A 14,173-nucleotide genomic window follows, 5' to 3' on the forward strand; every position below is an offset into this window, starting at 1 on the left:
AACATGATGTGTCGTCATATTCCCTCCCGCCCGTTCATACTGTAAAAGGGATGGGAAATATTGATCTATCATCTTGAGTCAGCCCACAGCTTTTCAGCCGGATCGTCTTCATAGCAGCACTTTATCATTCCTCATGTATAGATGGTAGGCATGACTTTGACACAATGAAATGAGGAGGAACGAGATGAAATTTAAAAAAAATCAGTTTCAGCCGCTTCAGGAGCTTGAGATGCCGGATTTCCGGCAGCAAATGGGCCCCAATCCTTATCCGCAGATGGGTCAAATGTACCAGCAGCAGGGACAGCAGCCTTTCACCCAAATGGGAGGGCAGCAATCGTATCAGCAGCCCGGTCCCCAGCTGACCCAGCCGCAGCCGGCAGGCGTCCAGGTCCCTCCAATGCCTTCAGGACAGCAGCCTTCACCGAGCATCCCAGGCATGCTGCCGCTTGAGCAATCCTACATTGAAAACATTTTGCGGCTCAATCGCGGAAAAGTGGCAACCGTATATATGACATTCGAAAACAATCCGGAATGGAATGCGAAAGTCTTTCGGGGAGAAATTGAAGCAGCCGGCCGCGACCACATCATTTTAAGCGACAGAAAAACGGGCACACGCTATTTGCTGCTCATGGTGTATCTTGACTATATTACGTTTGATGAGCCGATCACTTATGATTATCCGTATTCAATGGCCTCATATACACCAAGATAAAGGTTCGGTTTAACTAAGCCGAACCCTTTTTTTATAGATGTTAAGCGAAGTTTCTCACATCATTATTGCGTTTGAATTTGTAAATGACGATGAGGAAAAAGACAGCAGCGAAAGCAAACAGAATCATGATATTCAAATACAGACCTTGAAGCTGCTGTCCCTCCTGCAATTTTGCCAGCGTATCCAACACCCACCGCTGCGGAAGAAAGTCCGCGATTCGCTGTGCGAAAGACGGCATGATTTCAACCGGCCAAAAACATCCCGACAGCATGATCGTCGGCATAAAAATCAAATTTCGCAATACCCCGGATGACCTGGAGCTGTTTGCAAAGACGACTGTGATCAATGCCAGGCCGACCGCGCTCAGCGCAAAGATCAGCAGCACCGCTGCCATCTCCCAAAATGAGATGCCGGTTTCCATCCGGAAAACATATTTCACCATAATCAATGTTAAAAAGGTTTGGCATGTGATGACAGACATACTGACGGCCACATTGGACATGACGTACTGCCTTGCCGTTATCGGTGTGGTCAAAAGCCTGAAATACGTTCTGTTCTCTTTTTCCTTTACTAACAGTTCGGTCAAGCTTCCCGCTGAAAAAAGCATCGCCATCAGAAGAAAACCGACCGTCCGCTCCGTCATGTTTCTATTTTTCGCCGTGTCTTCAATCGTAGATGTTTTGACACTCGTTTCAGAATTCCGGTAATTTTTATACATTTCCTCAAAGCGCTTTTCATTCCCCTGCGCCGATTTGCCGATTGCGGCGATATTATCAATATAATGATAGACATACGATTTCACGAATCCGGTGATTTCAGCGCCTTTGACAGATGCGATTGCGATGTGAGCCGGTTCGCCGCTCTGCACGCTTTGAGAAAAGCCTTGTTCAAACGTAATGACGCAATCAAGCTCCCCTGCCGCAACTTGACTTTTCCCTTCTGCTTCACTGACCGCACTGATGTTGACATTCTCGATCCGCTTCAAAAAATCCTTAGTATCTTCGGCGATTCGTCCGCCGTCATGATTGATGATTCCGACGCGCAAATCCGTCTTTTCCATGCTTCCCTCTGTCAAAAGCGATACGAATATGCCTAGCAAGGGCAGACATACAAACAGAAAGATATTGATCTTCTTTTTAAAAGTGACATTCAGTGTGTTTTTGACAAGCCATAGCATTTCTTTCATCCTACAGCCCCTCCCTTCTCTGCAATGAGACAACGGCAATCAGCAGAAATAACAGGGATAAGCCGATGTTCAGCAAGATGGCAGGCAGCCCTGCCGCTAAATCGTCCGCAAATATGATGTTCATAATAGCTTCGTTCGTCCAGGCGAGCGGAGACAGGTCTGTGATCAAAGCTAAAACACCTTCCGCATCGTCGACAGGAAAATAAGCGCCCCCGAAAAATGCAACTAGCGGAATCAACACGTTAATGATCGCCACTGCCGCTTCCCCCGTTCTCGTCAAATAACTGACGCCGAGGCCGAGGCATACGGCAAACAATACGATGCTGAACAGCACGGCCGCTACAAGCCCAAGATGCTCTCCCCAGTACGCTTTAAATACGTATTTGCTGACTGCGACGACGGCAAAAATACACAATCCGTTTGTCACAAGATTGCCGATCAGCTTACCCGCAAAGATCTCGCCTTTATGAACCGGTGCCGCGATCAGCCGGTCGGCTGTTTTTCTAAGCCGCTCCCCCCTTATTAAATAGCTGGCGCTTAATGCACTGTAAAGCGCGATCAGAGTGGTCATGGCAACCGCATAATAATCCATGGAGCTGGGCTTTCTGTCTGAGCTGAGCGACGTCTCCTTGATATAATTGTCGCCCGGTGCGTCCCCGAGCACGGCGCCCGCTTGCTCAGGAGCAGCTTTGATGATCTCCGCTGCGGCATTGTACCGGTTTGCAAACGCGGTCAGCATTCCTTGAATAATGCTGTTTTTCATACTGTTTTTATCCATTTGGTAAAGCTTGATGCCGCTGTTTTCGATCTCAAGATAAGCATCGTAGTTCCCCTGTTTGATTTCTTGTTTTTCATCCATATCGGACAACACTTTTTTAAAATGAACGCCGGATGTTTTCGCTTCCTTTACGAATGTTTTAAAGCCTTGCGAAAACGCTCCGTCAGAATTGTCTTTATACAAAACACGAACCTCGCCGACCGCTGCTTGTTGATCGAAAGCATTCGTCAGCGCAGTGCCTAAAATCATAATCAGTACAATCGGAAATGCCAGCATAAAAAGGAACGTCCGTTTGTCCCGAAAAGCAGATACAATTTCTTTTTTCGCAATGATGAGTGTATTCAAACCTTGGACCTCCTTTCTAATCGCGCAACTGTCTTCCGGTCAAGGTCAGGAACACGGTTTCCAAATTAGGCGCTTTTTCTTCCAATGAACGAATCTCGGCCCCGTTTTTCATCAGCTTTTCAATAATCTGGTTTAAATTATTTACGCCTGCATCCGAGTTGATTTTGATCGTATTGTCTTCAAGAACGGCCGCTTCCACGCCGCTGATCGTTTTCAGTTCGCCGATATCGATATTTTCCGCAGATTTAAGAACGACTTGAATATCTTTTGTGTTGGTAATGATCGATTTCAGCTGCTCCTTCGTTCCCTCGGCGATAATTTTTCCGTGATCAACGATGGCGATCCGAGTACAGATCTCTTCAACTTCCTCCATATAATGGCTCGTGTAAATAATCGTGCATCCCATCGCATTTAACTTTTTGACGGATTCCAAAATATAATTTCTCGAATGCGGATCAATTCCAACCGTCGGTTCGTCCATGATGATCAGCTTTGGCCTGTGGGCGATCGCGCAGGCGATATTGAGCCTTCTTTTCATCCCGCCTGAAAAATTTTTCGGGAAGCTTTTATGCTTATCACTTAAACCGACGAACTGCAATGCTTCTTCAACCCGATTGTGTAAATGGGCCCCGCGCAGACCATAAAGCCCGGCAAAAAATTTCACATTTTCATATGCCGTTAAATCTTCGTAAATGGCCAGATCCTGCGGGACAATGCCGATGTTCATCTTGGCGAACTTGCGGTGTTTCGCAATGTTTTTTCCGAGAATCGTGATCTCGCCTTCATTGCTTCTCAACAAACTCGAAATCATGTGAATGGTCGTACTCTTTCCCGCCCCGTTTGCCCCGAGCAATCCAAATATTTCGCCCTCTTCGATCGAGAGTGATATATTGTCGACGGCAACGAAGTCGCCGAATTTTTTCGTCAGATGATGGATTTCCAATACATTCATGTTCTCACCTCATTTTGATTTCATTATAAAAAAAAGATGAATGGTGCGGCAGTGCAGCATTTCATCTTTTTCACATGAGAAAATTCATATTCAATTCATGAAATCATTCATGCTTGGGCAGCAGGGTGGTGACAGAGAAGCCGTTTGAACCGTCAACGATCACCTTTCCGTTAACAGAAGCGGCCCGTTCCTCCATCCCGATGATCCCCATCCCTTTCTTGATTTTCTGCCGCCCTTTTCCGTTGTCTTTCACTTCGGCTTTAATGAGCGTATTCAGCACATGAATACAGATGGATACATGTGTCGCTTCAGCATATTTCACCGAGTTTGTCAGCGCTTCGGTGATGTTTTCAAAAATAATCTTCCATTGAATCTGAGAAATAACATCCAAATCGCCTTTATGCAAAAATGAAATATTCATATGGTACTGCGCCGAACATTCATCGATAAACAGCCTCAATCTGTGGATGCCCATCTGTTCTGAGGGCGGCTTGACGCTTTTTAACGTCAATCTAATATTTTCGATCCCGTCCTTGGAGATGTTAATCGCATTTTGCAGGAGCTCTGAAGCTTTTTCCTTGTCTATGTCAAGGACGCGCTTCGCCGCTTCGAGCTGAATCAGCGCTCCTGTCATGGAATGACCGATTTTATCGTGTATTTCCTGGGAAAGCCGGTTGCGCTCCTCAAGCTTATAAGTATATTCGGATTGTCTGATAAACTCTTTGTTTTCACGCAGCATGTTTGTCAGCTTCTGCAGGTCTCTTCTCGTTTGATCAATATGATGTTCAAGCTTTTCAATCCGCGCTGCATCATGGCTTGCCGCCCAGTACAGCAAAAATTGAAAAGCGGCCGTCAACGCGTAGACCGCTGAGATGCTTTCATTGATAAACAAGACCGGAACGATTGAAGCGGCAAGTACCGCCCACTTCGGCAGCCCAAAATCGGCTGCTCCTTCACACAGGGTAAAAGGAAGGAATAAAATAAATAGGGGGTGCACTTCTGCATAAGAAACGATTGAAATGATGACAGAAATGATAATAAAAAGCTTTTTTGTTTTTCCTTTAGGTAAAATCGCAATCCCGAGGTTGATACAGACGTAAACAAGAAGGCTGAACACAAGCCACGGCAGATTGTCACTTTCCGAAAAAACGCATTGATAGATGATAAATCCCAACAAAATCAGTTTGCCGGTCATAATCCGCAATTCCATGGTGATCCCCCAGGTTAAAAGTTAACTTTACCGGTTAAATAATAAATCGCAATTTGCGTCCGATGTTCAAGCCCTGTTTTCCCCAAAATCGAGGAAATATAATTGGCAATCGTACCTTCAGAGATAAACAGCTCCTTCGAAATTTCTTTATTGGACAGCCCTCTGGCGATCAGCGCCATAATCCCGAGCTCGCGTTCGGTAAACAGGCTTTCGTCTATCTTAGGTTCCGCTTCTTTATGCTCCGCCAAATTGGACTTAATCTTGTCGAGGATGATATCCTGCATCACAATATGGCCGTTGAACACACTTTTAATCGCGTCTCTGATTCGCTCGGGTTCGGCATTTTTCAGCAAATAGCCTTTTGCGCCGTTCCGTATCGCAGCGACGATGTATTCGTCGTCATCAAACGTTGTTAAGATAAAAGGCTTGGCGCCCGTTTCTGAAATGAGCCGCGCAGCTTCCACTCCATCCATGTTGGGCATGCGGACATCAAGGAGTGCAATATCAACAGATTGGGCGCGGCAAAATTCGACCGCCTGCAAGCCATCCTCCACCGTCGCCAGCACTTCAAATTCATCATAAGTGCTCAATATGATTTTCATGCCCTCTCTTATGAATGAATTGTCATCCGCAATGATCACTTTAATTTTCATCGTTTGAACGGAGACCGGTCCTCCGCCGTGCACATCCCTTCTGTCAAAATGCAAAAGCCGGGTCTTTCGCCCTGTTCATAACATTAAATTACCATGAATCAGCCCCTGTTAAAATAAAAAAAGCCAATCCTTTTCAGGAGATTGGCTTTTTTAGTAAAACTACAAATATTTGACCGCTGAGACAACGACCATGATCCATGCGGCAATAAACGCCACGCCGCCCAGCGGAGTAATCGCACCGAGGACGCTGATTTGCGTAAGGCTGAGGACATATAAACTTCCAGAAAATAAAACGATTCCGGCAAACATCAGCCACCCTGCCGCAGAAACGCTTCCCGCACCTGCCAGTTTTGACGCGATGAGCGCGACGACAATTAAACCGAGCGCATGATACATATGATACTGGACGCCGGTCTGCCAGATTTGCAAATATTTCTCGGGAATTTTCCCTTCAAGACCATGGGCTCCGAACGCTCCTAAAGCAACCGCAAGCATAGCATTGACAGCACCTAAAATCAAAAATAATTTCACGATCAAATCGCCCGCCTTTCCTTTATCATCATAGCGTACATGTCATGAATTTCAACTTATGCAAATCTCATGACACGATATTGTCATATTTCTTTTTCCTAAGCTGTATTTGTTCCGCAGCAATCGCTACGATTGTTCCAAGGACAAGCCCATTGCTTAAAATGGAAACAAAAACAGGATGCATCCCTTCCAAAGCACTCTCAGGTACAAACATAACCCCCACACCGGCAAGGAGCGCAATCCCGGTAACAAAGCGGATGCGGCCGGCCTCGTCCTTTTCATAAGAATCGAATTCGGCAAATGCCAGGCCGACCATCGTTGAAAACACGACGAAGTTCACCGCAAAACCGACCGGAGACGGCAGGCTGGCAAAAGTATTCATGACCAGCGGGAAGAAGCTGATGACGATTACGATCAGACTCCCGAGCAAAAACGGTTTTTTGGAAGACATCCTCGTCGTTTGAATAAACCCTGCAGCTCCGGATATCGGCACGGTCCCTACAGCTCCGAGCAGTCCGCTCAGCAAATGGCTGACAGAGGCGATAAACCCGGCCGGACGGGCCCGCTTCCTCTCTTCCAGCTTCTCAAACTGTTTGACTGCTCCTTCAACCACCCGTATGCTTGCGAGCATATTGACGATTAACAAAACTGTAATGAACAACGAAGTAACAACCAGCCCGCTGTCAAACATCGGCATGCCGAAAGGAAAAATATCCGGAAGGTGGAACAGCTGGTTCGCACGCTCGGGCGCCTTCGCCACGCCGAATACGGCAAATAAGATCCAGCCGCCGAAAAGCGCAATTAAAATTGAATATTGCTTGAGAATCGGAACGTTTGACCGGCTCATCAGAAACGTAGCCAGCATAATCACAACCGCCAGCAAAAACACGGGTATATCGACCTCGTTTTTCCGGTAGCCGATCCCCATGACACCTTTAACGATCGGATCGCTAAGCTGGATGACCAGCAGCAGTAAATAAATGCCTGTCACAACAGGAGTAAACATCACAGCCAGCTTATCAATGACTTTAAATAAACTAAAAATAAAGAAGAAAACCGCGCTTAGCAGCATCGCTCCCTGCAGCCCCTGGAGCGTTTCGATGTGAGTCGCGAATACGGTCCCTGTAAGACCGGCATAAATCGTGTAGACGCCCCACCAGAGGCCAGCCGGACTCTCATTAATCGGCAGGCGGTGTCCCAATAAACATTGGATAAAAGCCGTTGTGCCGAGCACGAAAAAAGTGCTTTGAACCAACCCCGCGGTCTCTCCCTGGTTCAGCCCGAATGACTGCCCGATTGCAATGGGCACCACGATTGCGGACGCAATAATAAATGCCGTCCATTGTAAAGCCCCAAAAAGCAGTTTCAAGTTGATCAACCTCTCTTTTTTAAAACAGACGGACGGCGCCTAGAAATCAAAAATAAAATCTCCGTTGCCGTCATCTTCATGCTTTTGTTTCTCTTGTTTTTTGTATTGTTCAGCACCGGCGCTCCCCATCATTTTTTCGAGCATCAGCTGATCGCTCGATGGTTTATTGGCCGTTTGAACATAAGGCGAAGACTGGACGGACGGCCCCTGCTGCGGTTCCACAATGACGTCGCAAAGGGAGCGGATCACCGCGATGTGCATTTTCAATTCGTTTTCCTGGTGGCATTCCTTTGCTTTTTTCAATTCGTCCTCCATCTTTTGCAGCAAACTTGATATATGTATGTTCATCAAATCGATCCTCCAAACCGTTTTCAGTTTCCATTTCATTTTACCAAATTAACTTCTCTCATGCCGAATGCACTTTTCAAATATTCCTTGCGAAAAATTGCCTCTGCTGCTATGAAGCATTGTCTTTTACATTTCAAAAAAGAATATTCCCCGGCAAAACGCGGGTGAAAAAAGCCAATTTTCTTCCGGACAGAAGTTGACAGCTGAAAAGGCTGTCACCCATAATGAAAAAAACTTCACTCGAATTTCTAAAAGCGAAAGGAAACAGGGAATGGCAGAACGAACAACCTCCATCGAAACGACCGTTACCGAGCAAAAGCAATATTTTTTAAGCGGGGCAACACTAGCTGTTGAAAATCGTCTGGAACAGCTCAACATTCTAAAAGATGCTGTAAAAAAGAATGAACGGAACATACTTGAGGCCCTTCAGAAAGATCTTAATAAATCAGAGCACGAAGCCTATATGACGGAAATAGGCATTGTACTGGAAGAAATCCGCTTCATCAGCAGACGATTAAAAAAATGGGCCAAACCGAAAAAGGCCAAAACGGCCGTTTCGCACATCGGTTCAAAAAGCATCGTCATTCCTGAGCCTTACGGCACGGTTCTGATCATCGCGCCATGGAACTATCCGTTTCAGCTTGCCGTCTCGCCCCTGATCGGCGCACTTGCTGCGGGGAATACCGCCGTCATCAAACCGTCTGAGCTTGCTCCCGCCGTATCAACCGTTATATCCGAGATGATCAAAGATATCTTTCCGCCCGAATATGTGTCCGTTATTGAAGGGGGAGTGAAGACAAACCAAGAGCTCTTGCGGCAAAAATTTGACTATATCTTTTTTACGGGCAGTGTTCCCGTAGGCAAAGTTGTCATGGAAGCCGCGGCAAAACAGCTTATTCCAGTCACCCTCGAGCTTGGCGGAAAAAGCCCCTGCATCGTGCACAAGGATGCTGATCTCAAGCTTGCGGCTCAAAGGATTGTTTTCGGAAAGCTGACAAACGCAGGACAGACTTGCATTGCGCCTGACTATCTGCTCGTACACAAAGATGTAAAAAATGAGCTGATGCGCGCTCTGAAACAATCGATCCAAACATTTTACGGAGAAAAGCCGGAAAGCCATCTGGCTTACGGAAAAATCATAAGTAAACGTCATTTCGAACGGTTAATCCGCTTTTTACAAAACGAGAATATCGTCACAGGCGGAACATATCAAAAAGACGCACTCAAAATTGCTCCGTCCATTATCGATGAACCTGACTGGGAATCGCCGGTCATGCAGGAAGAGATTTTCGGACCGATCCTTCCCGTCATCGGCTATGAAACGATCGAAGACGTTATCCAAATGGTTCAAAGCCGCCCTAAACCGCTCGCGCTCTATTTGTTTACGAATGAAAAAACGGTACAGAGGCACATCCTCAGCCGGATTTCATTTGGCGGAGGATGTATCAATGACACGCTGATGCACACAGCCACACCTTACCTCCCCTTCGGCGGCGTAGGCGAAAGCGGAATCGGAAGTTACCATGGGTATCACAGCTTTAAGACGTTTTCCCATGAAAAAAGCGTTTTAAAACAGACAAACCTGTTTGACATTTCATTCCGTTATCCTTCATCGAAAAACGGGCTGCGGATCATCAAAAAACTTCTCAGGTAGACAGGAGCCAGACAAACGAAGAACCGCTTTTTTAGCGGTTCTAGCGATTAAAGATTCGGAAGGGACCAGTCAATCGGCTCATCCCCGATTTGTTCCAAATACTGATTGGCTCTTGAAAACGGTCTGCTCCCGAAAAACCCGTTTCTAGCCGAGAACGGGCTCGGATGCGGCGATTGGATAATAAAATGCTTGGATGTATCGATTCGTTCTTTTTTCATTTGGGCATGCCGGCCCCAGAGAATAAAAACGACCGGTTTGTCTCTTTTGTTTAAAACATCTATTATACTATCTGTGAGCTGTTCCCAGCCTTTCCCTTTATGCGAATTTGCCTGGCCCCGTCTCACGGTCAAAACGGTGTTCAGCAGCAGAACGCCTTGCTTAGCCCAGCTGACGAGAGAACCGTGATTCGGGATGTCGGCGCCGATGTCATTCTGCAATTCTATAAAAATATTTTTCAAAGAAGGCGGTGGATTGACGCCGGGTTGTACGGAAAAACTTAAGCCATGGGCCTGACCCGGACCGTGATACGGGTCTTGGCCGAGAATTACGACTTTCACATTTTCATAGGAAGTATAATGCAAAGCATTGTATATATCGTTCGGTTCAGGATATACGGTGTGTTCAGCATACTCCCTTTTCAGCATTTCCCTCAGTTCTTGATAATAAGGCTTATCAAACTCGTCCTTCAGCTGTTGCCACCAGCTGTCATTCAAAATCTGTTTCAATGTTCAGGCCTCCTTAGTTCAATTGTCTTGCAGCAGTGAGCCTGGATGCAACCGGTTTTCCATCCCAGACGATTTCGCTTTCCGCTTCCCTTTTTTTCATGGCAGATTCTTCGAGTAGCACGAAAAAGTTCTTTGTCGGCAGCTTGCCAAGCTGATGCTTTTCACTCAAGACATCCAAGTAATACTGCCTCATTCCGCCAAGATCTCCGGACTGGTTGTCACCCTGGTCTGAAAACGCATAGATTACGCTTGCGAAAGGAACTCTTTTCACGCGAAACCGCTCAGCCGCTCTCAGGAAAAAGTCCCAATCCCAATAATTGTGGACGGCAGGATCGAAGTAGCCGATTTCGTCATGAAGAGATCGTTTGTACATACTTCCTGAAGGAACATATGTAGAAAACTTCCTCATTTCATCCAAGTTAAAGGAATACGCAAAAAGGTAACGGCTTGTCGGAATTCTCATATCCTCTTTTTCTTCAAAAGACACAATCTCAGCATCCGAATAAACAAAATCGGCGGTCTCCAGCGCATTCAACATTCTCTCCATATGGCACGGCGTGAAAAAATCATCATCATCACACAGCATAATAACGTCTCCGGAAGCTTCTTTCACCCCTATATTTCTCGCTTTTACATGCTTCACGTTTTCTTTCAGATGTATAACTCTGATCGGAAGCTCTGAATAAAGGCGCTCAACAAAGTCGACGCTCTCCCCGGCATCATTAACAATAATAACTTCAAACGGTTCAACAGACTGTTTTGCAATAGATTCAAGCAATTCGCACAAAGCGGTGACCCGATTATGCGTGACAACTACGATAGATATGTTCATGTTTGTGATATACGCTCCTTCTTATTTCATTCTAAACATATTAAAGCATAATGCGAATAATTTCACATGGATCAAAAGATGGTCTGGTTTTTTATGCCAATCCATTCACGAAATTTTGCAGAGGACCGCTGCACTATAAAGCGGCAGCCATTTCATTGTGATCTTGCGAAAAGCTGTCTATAATAAGTAATAAACCAACTTTGGATGGAATCTCTTATCGTGGAGGATTGACTGAACATGACAATGCACAAAGCACTGACAATCGCCGGCTCTGACTCAAGCGGAGGCGCCGGCATTCAGGCGGACTTAAAAACGTTCCAGGAAAAGAACGTCTATGGAATGACGGCCCTTACGGTTGTTGTCGCCATGGACCCTGAGAACAATTGGAATCATCAGGTGTTCCCAGTTGATACGGAAGTCATCCGCGCTCAGCTGTCGACGATTGTGGACGGCATCGGTGTAGATGCGATGAAAACGGGCATGCTTCCGACAGTTGACATAATTGAATTGGCGGCAGACACAATTAAGAAGCACAGCATGAAAAATGTCGTCATTGATCCGGTTATGGTATGCAAAGGGGCAAATGAAGTGCTGTATCCCGAGCACGCAAAGGCTTTAAGAGAGCTTTTGGCTCCGCTTGCCACGGTCATTACGCCAAATCTTTTTGAAGCCGGCCAGCTCAGCGGCCTTGGAGAAATTAAAACGGTTGAGCAAATGAAGGAAGCGGCAAAGGCCATCCACGGCCTCGGCGCCCAACACGTCCTCATTACAGGGGGAGGCAAACTAAATCACGAAAAAGCGGTAGATGTATTATTTGACGGCCGGGATGCAGAGGTGATCGAAGGAGAAAGAATCGACACCCCATACACGCACGGGGCGGGCTGCACCTACTCCGCGGCAATTACGGCTGAGCTTGCCAAAGGTTCAAATGTAAAAGAAGCCATTTATTCTGCAAAAGCGTTTATTACGGAAGCGATTCGCGAATCGTTCCGTTTGAATCAATACGTCGGGCCGACAAAGCACTCCGCTTTACGACTCAGCGGCAAATAAAAAAAGCCCCTTTTATGTAAAAGGGGCTTTCATTTAGCTTTCCCGTTTGATCGTTCTTGCAGATGATCTTAAGAAAGATTCGATCGATTCCACAAAAAGAGCATATTCTTTCATTTGTTCATAAGTGTCCTGAAGTTTCTTTTGTACTTCCTCATCATTTGGAATTGTTTTATCTTCAATACCGCCGATCAGCTTCTTCATCTGGAGGAGCAAACCATTGTATTCCTCTCTCGTATCCTCAATATGGTCCGCTATTTTTTTCAAACGCATAGCGGTCAATTTCTGCTGGTTTTGATCCACAAAAACAACCCCTTTATACTGCACTCTCTCTAAAAAAAGCATATCATAAAGGGATTGTACAGAAAATAGCAAACAGCAGCCGCTCCCTTTATGCCATTGTCCAGGATGTCACATTCATTATGATTTCTTTTCTGGCACTGATCCAAACATCATTATTTCCCGGGTAAGGAAAATATCTTGCCGTAAAGACTTCCTCTCCCTCATTGACGAAGATTTCAATAGAAGAGGCGTCTAAAAAGATGTTTAAATTGCGAAGCTCCTGCAAACGGCACTGTCTGGCTTCCGTTTTTTCATCAACATAACTGTTTCTCTCCAAGGTTATGATGCCTTCTGCTTTATTGTATATGAGTCGGGCTGCACCCCTGAAGGAAATCTCAAAACCCTCTTCAATAACTTTCGGACTGATGAAAAGCTCAGCTTTGTCCGGTTGAACAATGTCCAATTTTTCGGTGCCTTGATTAAGCGATATTGCCGCGTTTTTTTCGTTTTGGCGGAGCGTTCTAAGCTCCTCGACCGGTTTTTGAACGATTTTATCGTTTTGTAAATGCAATTCCCTCGGCAATGTCATACAGTGCACCCATTGATGCGGAATCGTCGGCTGGCTCTGTTCATCTTGGTCTGGAACACCCATCCAGGCAACCAATATCCTCCGGCCTGATTCGTCTTTTGTCGTCTGCGGCGCATAAAAGTCAAAGCCGCGGTCAAGCTCTTCGAAATCTCCGTGTGTAAACCAGGGTTTCAGCTCGTTCAATTCACCGACAAAATAGCCTGACTGATAGACGTTTTGGTAGAGCATCTCTTCTGCTTCAAGGCCTTGCGGACAGACAATTAAGACGTCTTTGCCGTCCAGTTCGAACATGTCAGGGCATTCCCACATATAGCCGAATTCCCCGAGCTGATCTGTATTTGAACCTGTGATATCGCCGAGGAACTGCCAGTCCTTCAGATTATCCGATTGAAACAGCACCGCCCTTCCCTCAAGATTTTCAGTCTGGGCGCCGAGCACCATGTACCAGCTGCCGTTCTTTTTCCATACTTTCGGGTCGCGGAAATGAGCCGTATACCCTTTCGGAAGCCTTGCAACAACCCCCTGCTTTTCAAACGAGATGCCGTCTTTTGAGACGGCGAGACATTGATAGGTCTCCCTATTTCCCTCGCCGTCTCTGACATTCCCCGTGTAAAACAGATGCAGCACATCATTTTCAGCGATCGCGCTTCCTGAATAACAACCGTTTTTATCAAACCAGTCGCTCGGCGTGAGGGCGATCTCTTCATGCCGCCAGTTAACCAGATCTGCTGAGGAGTAGTGTCCCCATAACTTTGCACCGTGCCCCGTTTTAAAAGGCATCCACTGATAAAAAAGATGGTACACCCCTTTCCACTGAATGAACCCGTTCGGATCATTCAGCAGTCCGACAGGAGGCATGATATGATAATGCAGCCGATAGGGATCAAGGTTTACAATATCCCGGTATTCTTCAACCCGGTTCATTGCCTTTTGACGAAGCTCCTGATCTTGATTCATCGT

At 46.2% G+C, this 14,173-nt stretch carries 15 protein-coding genes; 3 read left to right on the forward strand and 12 right to left on the reverse strand.

All coding sequences use genetic code 11. The annotated features are described in order from the left end of the window. The first annotated feature begins 184 nt into the window (after positions 1-184). On the forward strand, positions 185-712 hold the full coding sequence (gene gerQ, locus H7F26_RS04430) for a spore coat protein GerQ (protein WP_017474075.1): 528 nt from the start codon (positions 185-187) through the stop codon (positions 710-712). A 40-nt stretch (positions 713-752) separates the two neighbouring features. Here gerQ and H7F26_RS04435 read toward each other — a convergent pair whose 3' ends face one another. From H7F26_RS04435 to H7F26_RS04470, 8 genes are all read right to left on the reverse strand, one after another. After that, positions 753-1,898 carry an ABC transporter permease gene (locus H7F26_RS04435; RefSeq protein WP_017474076.1) on the reverse strand — a complete coding sequence of 382 codons (1,146 nt, stop codon included), beginning with the start codon at positions 1,896-1,898 and terminating at the stop codon, positions 753-755. 1 nt (position 1,899) lies between these two features. Then, complete coding sequence (locus tag H7F26_RS04440) at positions 1,900-3,021, reverse strand: ABC transporter permease (protein ID WP_003186131.1); 1,122 nt, start codon at positions 3,019-3,021, stop codon at positions 1,900-1,902. Positions 3,022-3,037: 16 nt separating this feature from the next. Then, complete coding sequence (locus tag H7F26_RS04445; RefSeq protein WP_017474077.1) at positions 3,038-3,973, reverse strand: ABC transporter ATP-binding protein; 936 nt, start codon at positions 3,971-3,973, stop codon at positions 3,038-3,040. 103 nt (positions 3,974-4,076) lie between these two features. Continuing rightward, a complete protein-coding gene (locus H7F26_RS04450; protein ID WP_003186134.1) occupies positions 4,077-5,183 on the reverse strand; it encodes a sensor histidine kinase in 1,107 nt (368 codons plus the stop codon). Between the two features lie 14 nt (positions 5,184-5,197). Then, positions 5,198-5,836: a response regulator gene (locus H7F26_RS04455; RefSeq protein ID WP_026080781.1), complete on the reverse strand. Its 639-nt coding sequence runs from the start codon at positions 5,834-5,836 to the stop codon at positions 5,198-5,200. Between the two features lie 159 nt (positions 5,837-5,995). Further along, entirely contained in the window at positions 5,996-6,367 is a 372-nt protein-coding gene (locus H7F26_RS04460) for a DUF423 domain-containing protein (protein WP_026080782.1), read from the reverse strand. Positions 6,368-6,434: 67 nt separating this feature from the next. Next, positions 6,435-7,736 carry a purine/pyrimidine permease gene (locus H7F26_RS04465; RefSeq protein ID WP_003186140.1) on the reverse strand — a complete coding sequence of 434 codons (1,302 nt, stop codon included), beginning with the start codon at positions 7,734-7,736 and terminating at the stop codon, positions 6,435-6,437. A gap of 39 nt (positions 7,737-7,775) precedes the next feature. After that, entirely contained in the window at positions 7,776-8,084 is a 309-nt protein-coding gene (locus H7F26_RS04470) for a YwdI family protein (RefSeq protein WP_003186142.1), read from the reverse strand. 271 nt (positions 8,085-8,355) lie between these two features. Here H7F26_RS04470 and H7F26_RS04475 point away from each other — a divergent pair, with 271 nt between their 5' ends. Then, positions 8,356-9,738 (forward strand): aldehyde dehydrogenase, encoded by a 1,383-nt coding sequence (locus H7F26_RS04475; RefSeq protein WP_003186144.1) that lies wholly within the window; start codon positions 8,356-8,358, stop codon positions 9,736-9,738. A 47-nt stretch (positions 9,739-9,785) separates the two neighbouring features. Here H7F26_RS04475 and H7F26_RS04480 read toward each other — a convergent pair whose 3' ends face one another. Together H7F26_RS04480 and H7F26_RS04485 are read right to left on the reverse strand one after the other, a co-directional pair. Continuing rightward, entirely contained in the window at positions 9,786-10,463 is a 678-nt protein-coding gene (locus H7F26_RS04480) for a uracil-DNA glycosylase (RefSeq protein WP_003186145.1), read from the reverse strand. Positions 10,464-10,476: 13 nt separating this feature from the next. Continuing rightward, positions 10,477-11,295 (reverse strand): glycosyltransferase family 2 protein, encoded by an 819-nt coding sequence (locus tag H7F26_RS04485; protein WP_017474078.1) that lies wholly within the window; start codon positions 11,293-11,295, stop codon positions 10,477-10,479. Positions 11,296-11,532: 237 nt separating this feature from the next. Here H7F26_RS04485 and H7F26_RS04490 point away from each other — a divergent pair, with 237 nt between their 5' ends. Continuing rightward, entirely contained in the window at positions 11,533-12,345 is an 813-nt protein-coding gene (locus H7F26_RS04490) for a bifunctional hydroxymethylpyrimidine kinase/phosphomethylpyrimidine kinase (RefSeq protein WP_003186148.1), read from the forward strand. Between the two features lie 33 nt (positions 12,346-12,378). Here the strand turns inward: H7F26_RS04490 and H7F26_RS04495 are convergent, their stop codons facing one another. Next, positions 12,379-12,645 (reverse strand): hypothetical protein, encoded by a 267-nt coding sequence (locus H7F26_RS04495; RefSeq protein ID WP_025805367.1) that lies wholly within the window; start codon positions 12,643-12,645, stop codon positions 12,379-12,381. Positions 12,646-12,733: 88 nt separating this feature from the next. Continuing rightward, complete coding sequence (locus H7F26_RS04500) at positions 12,734-14,170, reverse strand: sucrose-6-phosphate hydrolase (RefSeq protein ID WP_003186152.1); 1,437 nt, start codon at positions 14,168-14,170, stop codon at positions 12,734-12,736. Positions 14,171-14,173 lie beyond the last annotated feature (3 nt).

The organism is Bacillus sp. PAMC28748 (assembly GCF_014250415.1).
GTDB classification, from domain to species: Bacteria; Bacillota; Bacilli; order Bacillales; family Bacillaceae; genus Bacillus; species Bacillus licheniformis.

Bases quoted from the DNA above. Each gene is read 5' to 3' on its own strand.
- gerQ (WP_017474075.1), top strand. From the start codon at position 185: ATGAAATTTAAAAAAAATCAGTTTCAGCCGCTTCAGGAGCTTGAGATG.
- H7F26_RS04435 (WP_017474076.1), bottom strand. From the start codon at position 1,898: ATGAAAGAAATGCTATGGCTTGTCAAAAACACACTGAATGTCACTTTT.
- H7F26_RS04445 (WP_017474077.1), bottom strand. From the start codon at position 3,973: ATGAATGTATTGGAAATCCATCATCTGACGAAAAAATTCGGCGACTTC.
- H7F26_RS04450 (WP_003186134.1), bottom strand. From the start codon at position 5,183: ATGGAATTGCGGATTATGACCGGCAAACTGATTTTGTTGGGATTTATC.
- H7F26_RS04455 (WP_026080781.1), bottom strand. From the start codon at position 5,836: ATGAAAATTAAAGTGATCATTGCGGATGACAATTCATTCATAAGAGAG.
- H7F26_RS04470 (WP_003186142.1), bottom strand. From the start codon at position 8,084: ATGAACATACATATATCAAGTTTGCTGCAAAAGATGGAGGACGAATTG.
- H7F26_RS04475 (WP_003186144.1), top strand. From the start codon at position 8,356: ATGGCAGAACGAACAACCTCCATCGAAACGACCGTTACCGAGCAAAAG.
- H7F26_RS04485 (WP_017474078.1), bottom strand. From the start codon at position 11,295: ATGAACATATCTATCGTAGTTGTCACGCATAATCGGGTCACCGCTTTG.
- H7F26_RS04490 (WP_003186148.1), top strand. From the start codon at position 11,533: ATGACAATGCACAAAGCACTGACAATCGCCGGCTCTGACTCAAGCGGA.
- H7F26_RS04500 (WP_003186152.1), bottom strand. From the start codon at position 14,170: ATGAATCAAGATCAGGAGCTTCGTCAAAAGGCAATGAACCGGGTTGAA.